This is a genomic window from Diaphorobacter sp. J5-51, assembly GCF_001023515.1.
Lineage (GTDB): Bacteria > Pseudomonadota > Gammaproteobacteria > Burkholderiales > Burkholderiaceae_C > Diaphorobacter > Diaphorobacter nitroreducens.
Genome location: NZ_JSYI01000054.1, coordinates 105,850 through 119,547, shown reverse-complemented (window position 1 = coordinate 119,547; position 13,698 = coordinate 105,850). Strand labels below are relative to the sequence as shown.

General features: G+C 70.0%; 11 protein-coding genes and 1 pseudogene. 3 read left to right on the top strand and 9 right to left on the bottom strand.

The window, feature by feature from the left end; all coding sequences use genetic code 11:
• Window positions 1–90 precede the first annotated feature (90 nt).
• The 8 genes and pseudogenes from OX89_RS19065 to OX89_RS07850 all read right to left on the bottom strand — a co-directional run.
• A pseudogene (locus tag OX89_RS19065) lies at window positions 91–648 on the bottom strand (ProQ/FINO family protein); the annotation flags it as partial.
• A gap of 340 nt (window positions 649–988) precedes the next feature.
• Window positions 989–2,227 (bottom strand): glycolate oxidase subunit GlcF, encoded by a 1,239-nt coding sequence (gene glcF, locus OX89_RS07880; protein ID WP_047350195.1) that lies wholly within the window; start codon window positions 2,225–2,227, stop codon window positions 989–991.
• A 25-nt stretch (window positions 2,228–2,252) separates the two neighbouring features.
• Window positions 2,253–3,050, bottom strand: coding sequence for a YoaK family protein (locus OX89_RS07875; RefSeq protein WP_047350194.1), 798 nt, complete (start codon window positions 3,048–3,050; stop codon window positions 2,253–2,255).
• Between the two features lie 270 nt (window positions 3,051–3,320).
• Complete coding sequence (gene glcE / locus OX89_RS07870) at window positions 3,321–4,430, bottom strand: glycolate oxidase subunit GlcE (protein ID WP_047350193.1); 1,110 nt, start codon at window positions 4,428–4,430, stop codon at window positions 3,321–3,323.
• 103 nt (window positions 4,431–4,533) lie between these two features.
• Window positions 4,534–5,484 (bottom strand): SMP-30/gluconolactonase/LRE family protein, encoded by a 951-nt coding sequence (locus OX89_RS07865; protein ID WP_047350192.1) that lies wholly within the window; start codon window positions 5,482–5,484, stop codon window positions 4,534–4,536.
• Window positions 5,485–5,615: 131 nt separating this feature from the next.
• On the bottom strand, window positions 5,616–7,037 hold the full coding sequence (locus OX89_RS07860) for an ammonium transporter (protein ID WP_047350191.1): 1,422 nt from the start codon (window positions 7,035–7,037) through the stop codon (window positions 5,616–5,618).
• 46 nt (window positions 7,038–7,083) lie between these two features.
• Complete coding sequence (glnK, locus tag OX89_RS07855; RefSeq protein ID WP_011803632.1) at window positions 7,084–7,422, bottom strand: P-II family nitrogen regulator; 339 nt, start codon at window positions 7,420–7,422, stop codon at window positions 7,084–7,086.
• A 20-nt stretch (window positions 7,423–7,442) separates the two neighbouring features.
• Window positions 7,443–8,174, bottom strand: coding sequence for a TorF family putative porin (locus tag OX89_RS07850; protein ID WP_047350190.1), 732 nt, complete (start codon window positions 8,172–8,174; stop codon window positions 7,443–7,445).
• Between the two features lie 218 nt (window positions 8,175–8,392).
• Here OX89_RS07850 and OX89_RS07845 point away from each other — a divergent pair, with 218 nt between their 5' ends.
• Together OX89_RS07845 and OX89_RS07840 are read left to right on the top strand one after the other, a co-directional pair.
• Window positions 8,393–9,931, top strand: a complete 1,539-nt coding sequence (locus OX89_RS07845; protein ID WP_012655283.1) for a YifB family Mg chelatase-like AAA ATPase — start codon at window positions 8,393–8,395, stop codon at window positions 9,929–9,931.
• Window positions 9,932–9,976: 45 nt separating this feature from the next.
• A complete protein-coding gene (locus tag OX89_RS07840; RefSeq protein WP_047350189.1) occupies window positions 9,977–11,710 on the top strand; it encodes a methyl-accepting chemotaxis protein in 1,734 nt (577 codons plus the stop codon).
• A gap of 128 nt (window positions 11,711–11,838) precedes the next feature.
• Here OX89_RS07840 and OX89_RS07835 read toward each other — a convergent pair whose 3' ends face one another.
• On the bottom strand, window positions 11,839–12,648 hold the full coding sequence (locus OX89_RS07835; protein WP_047350188.1) for an SDR family NAD(P)-dependent oxidoreductase: 810 nt from the start codon (window positions 12,646–12,648) through the stop codon (window positions 11,839–11,841).
• 108 nt (window positions 12,649–12,756) lie between these two features.
• On the opposite strand from OX89_RS07835, the gene OX89_RS07830 reads away from it, so the two are divergent.
• Entirely contained in the window at window positions 12,757–13,674 is a 918-nt protein-coding gene (locus tag OX89_RS07830) for a LysR family transcriptional regulator (RefSeq protein WP_084002035.1), read from the top strand.
• The last annotated feature ends 24 nt before the right edge of the window (window positions 13,675–13,698 follow it).

Genomic DNA, 13,698 nt, shown 5'->3' with positions numbered 1-13,698 from the left:
GCCTCCATGCTGCGGGGAAGCTGCTGACAGCGTCGTGTCAGCAGCCTGTCACCACCCCTCGCGCCGCGCTCAGGCGCCCGGTGCGCGGCNGTGCCCGCTCGAGCATCTGCGCAGCCTGCCGAGCGGGCAGGCCGTACATATCGGCAAAGGCCTCGGGGGTCTGGCCGCTGGCCTCGAAGGCACGCAGCAGCGCCTCGGCCTTGGCATCGCGCTCGGCCACCTCGGCAAAGGCCTCATCGAGCAGGGCGTTGGCCTTCTCGTCGCGGCCGCGCACCAGCGCGTCATAGGCCTCGCGCGTGAGGCCGCTGGCCTCGAACGCCTGGGCAATGCGCCGGCGCAGCTTGGCCGTCAGGTCCTCGCCGTCCTGCGGCTTGCGCCGGCGGAACACCTCCAGCAGCGCGTGGTGCACATGCTCGGGCGCCATGTCCTCCACGGGCTGGCCCTGCAGGTCGTGCCGCTTCATGCCCTGGGCCACGGCATTCAGGTAGCGCGTGGAACGTGTGTGGATGGACAGGGCGAGCTTGAGCGCGTCCTTGTCGATGGCTTGCCCATGCGCGGCCAGCAGGTCCTGGAAGATGCCGCGCTTGAGCGGCAGGAACTGCGCACCGAACAAGTGCGGATACCAGCCCGCCAACTGCTCCAGCAGCGNCGGCGGGGTGCACCCGCCGCGGGGCCGCCCTTGGCGCCGGCCTGGGGCGCATCGCCTGCGGCCTGCGCTCCCGGCTCACGCCGCCCCCCCGCGCGGCCACGGCCGCCGCGGCGATTGGCCCTGGGCGCGCGTGCGGCGCCGCTGTCAGCGGCAGGTGCCGGGCTGGCCGACGCGGGGCTCTCCGGTGTCGCATGGCCTTCGGCCGCGGGGACCGCAGCAGCGGTGGGTGGCACGCCTTCTTCGTGGATCGGAGCGGGTGCGTTCACGGTGTCGTTCATGGCTCGAAAGCGCGCGGCCGGGCCCCGAAAGCCCGCCCCGCGCGGCGGTCAAAACCCGCCATCATGCCAGCAATGCAGCGTCCAGCACCTCCACCCAGTGCTTCACGGGAATGCCCGTGCCGCTTTGCAGGTGGGTGATGCAGCCCATGTTGGCTGAGAGGATGGCCGCAGGCGGCTGCTCGGTGAAGGCCTCGCCCAGCGCGCCCAGCTTGCGGTCGCGCAGCTGGTACGACAGTTCCGGGTTGAGCACCGAGTAGGTGCCGGCCGAGCCGCAGCACAGGTGCGACTCGGTGCGCGCCACGCGCAGCTCGAAGCCCAGCGCCGCCAGGTGCCGCTCCACGCCGCCGCGCAGCTTCTGCCCGTGCTGCAGGGTGCAGGGCGGGTGGTAGGCCAGCGGGGCCGCGGGAGGCTGGATGCGCCCGCGCAGACGCTCCACCAGATCGGGCAGCAGTTCCGACAAATCGCGCGTGAGGGCGCTCACCCGCGCCGCCTTCTCGGCGTACTGCGCGTCGTTGCGCAGCAGGTGGCCGTATTCCTTCACGGTGACGCCGCAGCCCGAGGCATTCATGACGATGGCCTCCACCTCGCCGCGTTCCACATAGGGCCACCAGGCGTCGATGTTGGCGCGCATCTGGGCGAGGCCCCCTTCCTGATCGTTCAGGTGGAACTTGACCGCGCCGCAGCAGCCCGCCTCGCGCGCCACCACGGTCTGTATGCCTGCAGCATCCAGCACGCGTGCCGTGGCGCTGTTGATGTTGGGCGCCATCGACGGCTGCACGCAGCCCTCCAGCAGCAGCACCTTGCGCGCATGGCTGCGCGTGGGCCAAGCGCCCGCGTCCTGGCGCGGCGGCACCTTGGCGCGCAGGCGCTCGGGCAGCAGGCCGCGCACGGCCTGGCCCACCTTCATTGCCGGGGCAAAGAGCGGCGATGGCAAGCCTTCCTTGAGCATCCAGCGGGCCGCCGCCTCGCCGCGCGGGCGCGGCACCTTTTCCTCGACGATGCGCCGGCCGATGTCCACCAGATGCCCGTACTGCACGCCACTCGGGCAGGTGCTCTCGCAGTTGCGGCAGGTCAGGCACCGGTCCAGGTGCAACTGCGTCTTGCGCGTGGGATCGGCCCCTTCCAGCACCTGCTTGATGAGGTAGATGCGCCCGCGCGGTCCGTCCAGCTCATCGCCCAGCAGCTGGTAGGTGGGGCAGGTGGCAGTGCAAAAGCCGCAGTGCACGCATTTGCGCAGGATGGCCTCGGCCTCCTGCCCTTCGGGCGTGCCCTGGTACTGGGGTGCGAGCTGGGTCTGCATGGTGTGTCGTGGAGATCGTGGAGGGTTAGCGGCGCGCGGGGGCGTCTTCGGCGGGTGCGGGGGCGCGGCGCGCGCGCCACAGCTTGGCCAGGCGCTGGCGGTCGGCGGCGAGGGGGGGCAGCGACAGCGCCAGCAGGATGGACGCGAGCGGCACCACCCAGATGAAGCCCACGTACTTGAAGCCCGCCGCGCCGACCACGCCGCCGGCGGTGAACATGCCCAGCAGGCTGGCGAACATGCGCAGGCGCGTCTTGTTGGCATGCACCTGCGACTCGCGCGGCGTGCCGCTGCGGTTCCAGTACAGGGCCTTGCCCATCTCGATGCCGAGGTCGGTGACAATGCCCGTCATGTGCGTGGTGCGGATCTGGGCCGAGGACATCTTGGTCACCACCGCGTTCTGCAGCCCCATGATGTAGGCCAGCAGCAGCACCGTGAGGGGCACGGCGAACGGCGTGCGCCAGCCCAGCGTGATGGCCCCCATCAGGCCGAACAGCAGCATCAGCACCGCCTCCAGCAAGAGCGGCAGCGCAAAGCCGCTGCGCAGGTGCTGGTGGCGCGCCCAATTGACGAGGATGGCCGTGGAGCCCGCGCCCGACATGAACGCCCACAGCGTGCCAATGGCGCTGAGCACCAGCGTCATGTTGCCCAGCACCAGGTTGTCGGCCACCAGCGAAAGGAAGCCCGTCATGTGCGAGGTGTACATGTGTACGACCAGAAAGCCCCCCGCGTTGATCGCCCCCGCGTTGAACGCCAGCAGCAGGCCCAGCGTGCGGTTGGTGACCGTGGTGCGGTGCCGCCCGGTCAGGTGGCGCAGCAGGCGCATGGCTAGGGCCTGTTCACACTATTTTTGCCAGTGCGAATGGCGTGAAAACCGCGCCAATCTAGGCGCGTGACGACGCCAAGGCCGGGGCCTTGGCTAGGAGGGCAACGACGAATGGCGCGGTTTTCACTCCGTTCCCTCCGGGTTGCGATCAAAAAGGGCCATTCGCGGCGTTGCCAAGCCTCGCTGGGGTAGCACCCCAGCTTCGTTTGGCGCCTTGCGCCTGGCCCTTTTTGATCGCAACGCATCTGGCAAAAATAGTGTGAACAGGCCCTAGACGAGGCGCCCGGGGTTGAAGATGCCGGCCGGGTCGAACGCCTGCTTGAGCCGCTGGTGGATCGCAGCGAGCGCCGCAGAATTTGCATCAAAAACGGCTCTAGCGCTTATCCCATCTGCGCTAGCAGCTATGAATAGAGAAGCACTACCCCCCACCTCGGCGGCCAGTGCATGCAGCGCATCGCCGTGCTGCGGCAGCGCCTGCACCCAGCGCAGGCCGCCGTGCCACTCCACCAGCGGGGGCGCCACGCCCGCGGGCAATGCCAGCACGGGCGCGGTCTGGGGAACCGACAGGCGCCACAGCGCATGGTCCGCCGCGCGCGCGGCGAACCAGGGCAGGCGCTGGTCGCGGCAAGCCTGCCAGTCGTCCGGCACGGTGGGAGCGTCTTGCAACTCACCTCCCATGCTGCGGCAGGCGGCCTGCACCGCCGCCTGCGCGCCACGCAGGCGCACGTAGAGCTGGCCGCGGCCCGCATCCTCGACCCAGCAGCTGGCGTTGAGCGGCAGCGGCTGGCCGCCCCAGGCGTTGAGGCGGCGCAGCGCCTCGGCCTGGTCGCAGTCAAAGCGCAGCGTGGCCTCGGCCGGCGGCACCGGCAGCACCTTCAGGCTGACCTCCGTGATCACGCCGAGCTGCCCCCAGGCCCCGGCCATGAGGCGCGAGACGTCATAGCCCGCCACGTTCTTCATCACCTGGCCGCCAAAGCGCAGCAGCTCGCCGCGCCCGTTGATGATCTCCACGCCCAGCACGTAGTCGCGCACCGCGCCCACGCTGGCGCGCGCCGGGCCCGACAGGCCGGCCGCCACCATGCCCCCCACGGTGCCGCCTTCGGCAAAGCGTGGCGGCTCAAACGGCAGGCTCTGGCCATGGCGCGCGAGCAGCGCCTCCAACTCCGCCAGCGGCGTGCCGGCCAGCGCGGTCACCACCAGTTCGCTGGGCTCGTAGCTCACGACGCCGGCCAGGGGCCGCATGTCCAGCGGCTCGCCAGCATGCTGCGGCGCGCCCGGGCCATGGAAGTCTTTGGTGCCTCCGCCGCAGATGCGCACGGCGCTGCGGCGGTCTGCGCTGTCGCGCACGCGGTCGATGATCTGGCGAAGGGCTGCGTCCATCCGGCGATGGTACTGCCCTGCCCTTTCGGCCGGCCGGGACGCAGGTTTGATTTTTTTGAACGCGCGGCGTGAATGGCGCCGGCAGCCGTGCGCGCCGCAGGGGTCAGCGCTGGCCGATCTCGCACCAGGCCACGGGCAACCCCGCCACGGCCACGCGGGTGGACAGCACCTGCCCCGACTGGGGCCAGCGCGCCAGCTCATCGGCACTGCGGCCCTTGCGTGCAGAGGTGACGAACAGCGTGTGCCCGTCAGGCCCACCCACACAGGGCATGGTGGGGCAGGACAGCGGCGTGGGCAGCTCGGCCAGCACCTCACCGCGCGGCGACAAGCGCAGCACGCGCGCGCCCTCGTACAGCGCGCACCAGTAGGCGCCTTCGACATCCACAGCGGCACCGTCCGGGCGGCCGCCATAGGGGACTGCCTCATCGCGCGTCGCAAAGCGGTGCAACACACGCGGCGCCCCGATGGGCTCCAACTGGGCGTTGCAGTCCCACGCGCGGATGGTGTGCGAGGGCGTGTCGCTCCAATACAGCGTGTGCCCGTCCGGCGACCAGGCCAGTCCGTTGGCGGTGGCCACGCCGTCCAGCATGCGGCGCACCGTGGGAGCATCGGGGCCGTCCTGGTCCCCGCCGCGCAGGTCGATGCAGTACAGCGCAGCGACGGGCTGGCGCGGGCCCTGGGCGGGCTCATGCACCGTGCCCACCCACAGGCGCCCGAGCGCGTCGCACTTGCCGTCGTTGGCACGCTCGGTCGCCGGGTCGATGGGCAAGTGCGCCAGCGTGAGGAGCGGCCCGCCCCAGCGCGGCGCGTGGCAGATGCGGTCGCGCAGCGCCACTACCAGGCCTGCGGGTGTGCCCCCTTGGCGCGCCGGCGCGATGCAGCCGGGCTCGGCCGGCAGGGGCCAGCATTGCGCATCGCTTCCGTGCGCGCCGCTGCGCCACAGCGCGCGGCCGGCGATGTCCACCCAGTACAGACGGGACTCCAGGGGGTGCCAGAAGGGAGATTCGCCGAGTTGCGCGGGCGCGGCGGCCAGGGGCGTCCAGGCAGTGTTCATGCAGGCATTATTGGCCCCGGGCCTGCGCGCCGCCCAAAGAAAAGGCCCGCCAAGGGCGGGCCCAAACACGGGACAGGGAGTTACTCGCTTGTAGTCGGAGGGCCGCCGCGCCACCACGCGGCGCCCGCCATTCAACGGTGGTAAGCCGTCTCGCCATGGGAGGTGATGTCCAGGCCCTCGCGCTCGGCTTCCTCGCTCACGCGCAGGCCCACCAGCAGGTCGGCGACCTTGTAGGCGATGAAGGACACCACGCCCGACCACACGATGGTGAACAGCACGCTCTTGACCTGCACCCACACCTGCGCGCCCATGCTGAAGGTGTCGGGCGTCAGGCCGCCGGTGCCGCCCAGGCCCTGGGCCGCGAACACGCCGGTGAGGATGGCGCCCACGATGCCGCCCACGCCATGCACGCCAAACACGTCGAAGGCGTCGTCCACGTTCAGCATCTTCTTCAGGCCACCCACGCCCCACAGGCAGACCAGGCCGGCGATCAGGCCGATCGCGATGGAGCCCATGGGGCCCACGAAGCCCGCGGCGGGCGTGACCACCACCAGGCCGGCCACCGCGCCCGAGGCCGCGCCCAGCATGGAGGCCTTGCCCTTGTGCAGCGCTTCGCCGGCGATCCACGACAGCGTGGCGGCCGAGGTGGCCAGCACCGTGTTCACGAAGGCCAGGCCCGCAACGGCGTTGGCGGCACCGGCCGAGCCGGCGTTGAAGCCGAACCAGCCCACCCACAGCAGCGAGGCGCCCACCATGGTCAGCGTCAGGCTGTGCGGGGTGAAGGCCTCTTTGCCGAAGCCGATGCGCTTGCCCACCATGTAGGCACCCACCAGGCCCGCGATACCGGCATTGATGTGCACCACGGTGCCGCCCGCAAAATCGAGCGCGCCGTCGGCCGCCAGCAGGCCGCCACCCCACACGATGTGGGCCATGGGCACATAGCTGAAGGTGAACCACAGCAGCGCGAAGATGAGCACGGCCGCAAAACGCATGCGTTCCGCAAAGGAGCCCACGATCAGCGCCACGGTGATGGCCGCGAACGTGCCCTGGAAGGCGATGAACACGTATTCGGGAATGGTCGCCAGCGCACCAAAGGTTTCCTGGCTCACGCCCTTCAGGAAAAGCTTGGACAGGTCGCCCACGAATTGGCCCTCGCCGGAGAACGCGAGGCTGTAGCCATAGATGGACCACAGCAGCGACACCAGGGCAAAGATCACGAACACCTGCATCAGCACGGACAGCATGTTCTTGGTGCGGCCCAGCCCCCCGTAGAACAGGGCCAGGCCCGGGATGATCATCAGGATCACGAGCAGCGTGGAGGTCAGCATCCAGGCGGTGTCGCCCGAGTCCACCTTGGGCGCGGCGGGCGCCTCTGCCGCGGGGGTGGGTGCGGGTGCCGCAGCAGGTGCTGCGACGGGCTCGGCAGCGGGCGCGGGTGCGACGGCCACTGGCTCCGAAGCCGTTGCGGCCGCGTCGGGTGTCTGGGCCAGCGCGCCGGCGCCACCGGCCAGCAGGCTTGCACCGATCAGTAGGGAAGCAAATAGTTTTTTCATGGCAGATCTCTGGGTCGGGAGGGACGAATGCCTGTGCGGCGCGCGCTCACAGGGCTTCCTGGCCGGTCTCGCCGGTGCGGATGCGCACCACCTGCTCCAGGTGCGCCACGAAGATCTTGCCGTCGCCGATCTTGCCGGTGCGGGCCGCGCCTTCGATGGCCTCGATGACGCGTTCCACCAGCTCGTCGGCCACGGCGGCCTCGATCTTCACCTTGGGCAGGAAGTCCACGACGTACTCGGCGCCGCGGTACAGCTCGGTATGGCCCTTCTGGCGGCCGAAGCCCTTCACCTCGGTCACGGTGATGCCCTGTACGCCGATGTCCGACAGGGACTCGCGCACCTCGTCGAGCTTGAAGGGTTTGATGATGGCGGTGACCATTTTCATGATCGGTTCCTTGTCGAGAGTTAAAGGGTCTTGGTGAGGGAGACGATCAGGCGGGCCTTGTTGGCATCGCCGAAGAAGCCCTTCTTGTTGGCTCCAGCAACCGCCGCGGACAATGACAGGCCGGCGCCGAAGTCGTAGGCGCCGCCCACGCTGTAGTCCACGTAATTGGGCACGCCCAGGTCCTTGATGTCGCTGGCAAAGCGCGTGTAGCCCACGGACGCCTTCAGCGTGACGCTGGGCGCAACCTCCTGCGCAAACGCCAGGTTCAGGTAGCCCGTGTTGCGCCCGCGGTTGCTGGAGGTCTTGGCGCCCGCCCAGCCGAAGTAATCCTTGGACACGGTGTGCGAGTACTTGGCCGTGAACGGGCCGTACGTGGCCGCGCCGTACAGCTCGGTGGTGTTGCCGCTGGTGTTGCCCGGGTACACATACGTGAGCGCGCCCACATCCAGGTCCACCTCACCGGCCTTGAATTTGTAGCCGCCGTAGAAGTCGGCCTCGATGGAGTTGCCGGACAGCCAGTCCACGCTGGAGTTCCAGTTGCCCACGTAGAAGCCGCTGTCGCCAAAGCTGTAGTCGAACCCGCCCTGGATGGCCGGGTTCACGGCCTTGATGCGGTTCACGTCCTGGTCCTGGCCGCGGAACTTGTAGTTGCTGGTCAGCGACACATTGGCAGTGAGCTGGGCGCTGGCAAGGCCCGGTACGGCGACGGCCGCAAAAGCGAGGGTCAGGGTCTTGAGGGAAAAGCGGTGCATGGTTCCTCCAGTGTTGGGCGACGGTTGACACCCCCTCAATGCATGGACCGTGCCACCCCGAAATCCGCCCCGCGACGGCCTGCCGGGTACCATCCTGAGGCATACGTGCAGTCACAGGGGTTGCAGCCCGGCGCATTTCGCACCAGCCTGGTGCAGGGCGGCCCCCTGGCGCATCCGTCGCCATGGTTGCACGCACATGCCTGGGGAGATCCGTTGCGATGAGTCTTGCTTTGGTGCAAAGCCGCGCCCTGCTGGGCCTGCACGCGCCCGCCGTTACTGTGGAAGTACACCTGGCCAACGGGTTGCCCAGCTTCGCGCTGGTGGGCCTGGCCGATGTCGAGGTCAAGGAGGCGCGCGAGCGCGTGCGCTCCGCGCTGCAGAACGCCGGGCTGGAATTCCCGGCCAACAAGAAGATCACCGTGAACCTGGCGCCGGCCGATCTGCCCAAAGACTCCGGCCGCTTCGACCTGCCGATCGCGCTGGGCATCCTGGCCGCGAGCGGGCAGATCGACGCGGCCCGGTTGGACGGCTGGGAGTTCGCCGGCGAGCTATCGCTGTCGGGCCTGCTGCGCCCGGTGCGCGGCGCCCTGGCGACCAGCTTGGCGCTGCGCGCGCTGGCGCAGCCCGTACGCACGGTGCTTCCCCCCGGCAGCGCCGAAGAAGCTGCGCTGGTGCCGGGCACCGAGATCTACCGCGCGCACCACCTGTTGGACGTGGTGCGCCAGTTCGTGCCCGTGCCCCCGCCGAACGATGATGGCGCGGACGACGGCGGTTGGCAGCGGCTGCAACCCGCGCCGCCGGCCCCGGCCACCGATGGCCCGGACCTGGCCGACGTGAAGGGGCAGGCCGCGGCCAAGCGCGCACTGGAGATCGCTGCCGCAGGCGGGCACGGGCTGCTGCTCGTGGGGCCCCCGGGCTCGGGCAAATCCATGCTGGCCCAGCGTTTTGCCGGGCTGCTGCCCCCGATGGGGGTGGAGCAAGCGCTGGAGAGCGCGGCCATTGCCAGCCTGGCCGGGCGCTTCAGCCCCGCGCAGTGGATGCAGCGCACCACAGCCAGCCCGCACCACAGCTGCAGCGCGATCGCACTGGTGGGCGGGGGCTCGCCGCCGCGCCCGGGCGAGATCTCGCTCGCGCACGAAGGCGTGCTCTTCCTCGATGAATTCCCCGAATTCGCCCGCAGCGCCCTGGAAGCGCTGCGCGAGCCGCTGGAGAGCGGGCGCATCACCATCGCCCGGGCGGCGCAGCGCGCCGAGTTCCCGGCGCGCTTTCAGCTCGTGGCGGCCATGAACCCCTGCCCCTGTGGTTTTGCGGGCTCGCACCAGCGCGCCTGCCGCTGCACACCCGACCAGATCGCGCGCTACCAGGGCAAGCTCAGCGGCCCGCTGCTGGACCGCATCGACCTGCATGTGGAGGTGCCCGCGCTGCCGCCCGAGGAACTGCTGGGCGCCCCGCCCGGCGAACCCAGCGGCGCCGTGCGCGAACGCGTGGCCCGCGCGCACGAACGAGCGCTCCAGCGCCAGGGCAAGGCCAACCAGGCATTGCAGGGTCAGGAGCTGGAACAGATGGCGGCGCTGGACGCGCCGGCCGCGCGGTTCCTGCAGGCCGCGGCGGCGCGCCTGGCGTGGTCGGCGCGCAGCACGCACCGGGCCCTCAAGGTTGCACGTACTATTGCCGATCTATCGGGTTGCGAGACCGTGGGCGCCGCCCATGTGGCCGAAGCCGTGCAATACCGGCGCGCCCTGCGCGCACCGGCGTGACGCGCCACCGCTGCCCTTCCTTGTTTGAATCCTCCTGAAGATCCTATGAAAAACCTCAGCATCGGCACCCGCCTGGGAGGCGGCTTCGCCCTTGTCCTGCTGCTGATGGCCCTGATGACGGCCTTTGGCGTATGGCGCCTGCAGACCGTGGCGCAAGCCACCAACGAGATGACGCAGCAACCCTTGGCGGTAGAGCGCATGATCAGCGACTGGTACCGCTACGTGTACAGCGCGGCGCGGCGCACCTCGGCCATCGTCAAGAGCACGGACCCCTCGCTCGGCCAGTTCTTCGCGGCGGACACCGCCACCTCCACGCGCGAATCGGCCGAGCTGCAAAAGCGTATCGAGACGCTGCTCACCAGCGACGAGGAAAAGGCCCTGTGGGCCGACATCCAGAAGGCGCGCGTGACCTACCTGTCCTCGCGCGACCAGGCCGTGAAGGCCAAGGCCGAGGGCCAGCTGGAGGAGGCCGAACGCCTGCTCACCCAGGTGTACCTGCCCGCCACCGACCAGTACGTGGCGCTGATCCAGCGCCTGCTGGACATGCAACGCTCCCGCATCGACGCCACGGCGCAGGGGATCAATGTCACCTATGGGCAAAGCCGGCTGTGGCTGATCGTGCTGGGCGTGCTCGGCCTGGGCGCAGGCGCCCTGTGCGCATGGTGGCTCACACGCGGCATCACGCGGCCGCTGGCGCAGGCCGTGCAGGTGGCGCGCGCCGTGGCGGCCAACGACCTCACCAGCCGCGTGCAGGTCGATTCGCGCGACGAGACCGGCCAGCTGCTGCAGGCGCTGCAGGAGATGAACGCCAGCCTGTCGCAGGTGGTGGCGCGTGTGCGCTCGGGCACCGACGGCATCGCCACGGCGTCCAGCCAGCTCGACGCAGGCAACCAGGACCTGTCCTCGCGCACCGAGGAGCAGGCCAGCTCGCTGCAGGAAACCGCCGCCTCGATGGAGCAGCTGACCAGCACCGTGCGCCAGAACGCCGACAACGCGCGTCAGGCCAACCAGTTGGCCTCCTCCGCCGCGCAGACGGCCACGCAGGGCGGCCAGGTGGTGGCCGGCGTGGTGCAGACCATGGGCGCCATCAACGCCAGCAGCCGCAAGATCAGCGACATCATCGGCGTGATCGACTCGATCGCCTTCCAGACCAACATCCTGGCGCTGAACGCCGCGGTGGAGGCCGCACGCGCCGGCGAGCAGGGCCGCGGCTTTGCCGTGGTGGCCGGCGAGGTGCGCGCACTGGCACAGCGCAGCGCGGCTGCCGCCAAGGACATCAAGGGCCTGATCGGCGACTCGGTCGCCAAAGTGGAGGAAGGCTCCCACCAGGTCGAGGAAGCCGGCCGCACCATGGACGCCATCGTGCAGAGCGTGCAGCGCGTGAGCGACCTGGTGGCCGAGATCACCGCCGCCAGCCAAGAGCAGAGCGCGGGCATCGAGCAGGTGCACCAGGCCATCACGCAGATGGACCAGGTCACGCAGCAGAACGCCGCACTGGTGGAGGAAGCCACCGCCGCCACGGGCTCGCTCAAGGCCCAGGCTGGCCAGTTGGCCCAGGCAGTGAGCGTGTTCCGCGTGGAAGGCCTGCAGGCCGCCCAGACGGCAACGGCAGCGGCAGCGCCCGCCCCCCTCCGCCGGCCCGCACCGGCCACAACGACCACAACGACCAAGCCCGCCGCAGCAGCGCGCACGCTGGCGGCGCCCGCCCGCCCGCCGGCAGCGGCCAAGGCGGCCCCGGCCACCGCGCGCCACAGCGACGACGATTGGGAAGCCTTCTGAGCGCCCCGGGCGGGGATGCCCCATCCGCCCCGTTTTGCTACGTTATTTATAGCTGTTAGCGCTGATTTAACAAGCGCTACAGCCCAAAAATGCAGTAAAGCAACCAGGCGCAGCCCCGCTGCCGGGCGTCAAACGAACATGCCGCCCGATGCCTCGATGCGCTGCGCGTTCACCCAGCCCGTGCCCGGCTGCAGCAGCGCAGCGATCACTCCACCGATGTCGTCCGGCAGGCCCACGCGGCCCAGCGCGGTCTGGCCGGCGATGAAGGCGTTGAGCTGCGCGTTGTCGCGCACGGCGCCGCCGCCAAAATCCGTCTCGATCGCGCCAGGCGCCACCACGTTCACGGCAATGCCGCGCGCGCCCAGTTCCTTGGCCAGGTAGCGCGTCAGCACCTCCACCCCGCCCTTCATCGCCGCATAGGCCGCGTAGCCCGGTAGCGCGAACCGCGCCAGGCCCGACGACACGTTCAGGATGCGCCCGCCGTCGTTCATCAGCGGCAGCAGCTTCTGTGTGAGGAAAAACACGCCCTTGAGGTGGATGTTGACCATGTCGTCGAACTGCGCCTCGGTGGTTTCCATGAAGCTGGCATACCCGCCCACGCCCGCGTTGTTCACGAGGAAGTCGAAACGCTCGCGCTGCCAGTGCCGCGCCAGCACGTCGCGCATCTGGCCTGCGAAAGCGGTGAAGGTGGCGCTGGCCGCCACGTCCAGGGGCAGCGCCACGGCGCGGCGGCCGAGGGCCTCGATCTCTGCGACGACGGCCTGCGCCTCGGCGGCCTGGCTGCGGTAGGTCAGGATCACATCGGTGCCGGACCGCGCCACGTGCAACGCGGCATTGCGGCCCAGTCCCCGGCTGCCGCCGGTGATGAGGGCGATGGCCGGGCGGGCGGCCATGCCGGCGGTGGCCGTAGAGGAGGAAGAAGATGCGGCGTGGGTCATGGCGGGAACCTTTCAGTGAGGAGTGAGAAGCAGTGAGCGAACTCTATTGATCCGCGCTGCATCCATAAATCACTGAAAATTGATCGCATCGTTCTTTTGATACGAACAATGAGCCCGTTTGACCGCATGCACATCTTCGTCCGCGTGGCCGAGCTGGCCAGCTTCACGCAGGCCGCCGAAGCGCTGGGCATTCCCAAGGCCAGCGCCTCCACCGCCGTGCAGCAGCTCGAAACCCAGCTTGGCACGCGCATGCTGCACCGCACCACCCGGCGCGTCCAGCTCACGCAGGACGGGCAGGCCTATTACGAGCGGTGCAAGGATCTGCTGGCGGACGTGGACGAGCTGCAGTCCATGTTCCAGCACCCCGACGGCGCCGGCCTGAAAGGACGCGTGCGCATCGACATGTCCACCGGCATGGCGCGCAACGTGGTGGTGCCCCGCCTGCCCGAACTGCTGGCGCGCCACCCCGGTCTGGAGGTGGAGCTGAGCAGCACCGAGCGCCGCGTGGACGTGGTGCGCGAGGGCTTCGACTGCGTGCTGCGCACGGGCGCCGTGGTGGACAGCAGCCTGGTCGCGCGCCCGCTGGGGCTGGTGCGGCTGGTCAACTGCGCCAGCCCGGCCTATCTGCGCGCGCATGGCACGCCACGCTCGCTCGCCGACCTGCCGGGCCACCGGCTGGTGCATTTCGTGAACACGCTGGGCGCCCGCTCTGCAGGCTTCGAGGCCGTGGTGGATGGCGCACTCGTGCTCACCCCCATGCAGGGCGCCCTCACGGTGAACAATGCCGAGGCCTACATGGCCGGCTGCCTGGCGGGGCTGGGCCTGATCCAGGTGCCGCACCTGGGCGTGGTGGACCTGCTGGCGCGCGGCGATCTGGTCGAAGTGCTGCCGCAACTGGCCGCCCCGCCGATGCCGCTCACGCTGATGTACGCCAACCGCCGCAACCTGCCGCGGCGCGTGCGCACGGTGATGGACTGGCTGGCGCAGGTGGTGGCGGAGCATCTGGCGCAGGTGGCCGCCGCCTGAACGGCCTGGCCCCCACGTGTCCCT

Coding starts and splice junctions, on each gene's coding strand:
- glcF (WP_047350195.1), bottom strand. CDS start 2,227: ATGCAGACCCAGCTCGCACCCCAGTACCAGGGCACGCCCGAAGGGCAG.
- OX89_RS07875 (WP_047350194.1), bottom strand. CDS start 3,050: ATGCGCCTGCTGCGCCACCTGACCGGGCGGCACCGCACCACGGTCACC.
- glcE (WP_047350193.1), bottom strand. CDS start 4,430: ATGGACGCAGCCCTTCGCCAGATCATCGACCGCGTGCGCGACAGCGCA.
- OX89_RS07865 (WP_047350192.1), bottom strand. CDS start 5,484: ATGAACACTGCCTGGACGCCCCTGGCCGCCGCGCCCGCGCAACTCGGC.
- OX89_RS07860 (WP_047350191.1), bottom strand. CDS start 7,037: ATGAAAAAACTATTTGCTTCCCTACTGATCGGTGCAAGCCTGCTGGCC.
- glnK (WP_011803632.1), bottom strand. CDS start 7,422: ATGAAAATGGTCACCGCCATCATCAAACCCTTCAAGCTCGACGAGGTG.
- OX89_RS07850 (WP_047350190.1), bottom strand. CDS start 8,174: ATGCACCGCTTTTCCCTCAAGACCCTGACCCTCGCTTTTGCGGCCGTC.
- OX89_RS07845 (WP_012655283.1), top strand. CDS start 8,393: ATGAGTCTTGCTTTGGTGCAAAGCCGCGCCCTGCTGGGCCTGCACGCG.
- OX89_RS07840 (WP_047350189.1), top strand. CDS start 9,977: ATGAAAAACCTCAGCATCGGCACCCGCCTGGGAGGCGGCTTCGCCCTT.
- OX89_RS07835 (WP_047350188.1), bottom strand. CDS start 12,648: ATGACCCACGCCGCATCTTCTTCCTCCTCTACGGCCACCGCCGGCATG.
- OX89_RS07830 (WP_084002035.1), top strand. CDS start 12,757: ATGAGCCCGTTTGACCGCATGCACATCTTCGTCCGCGTGGCCGAGCTG.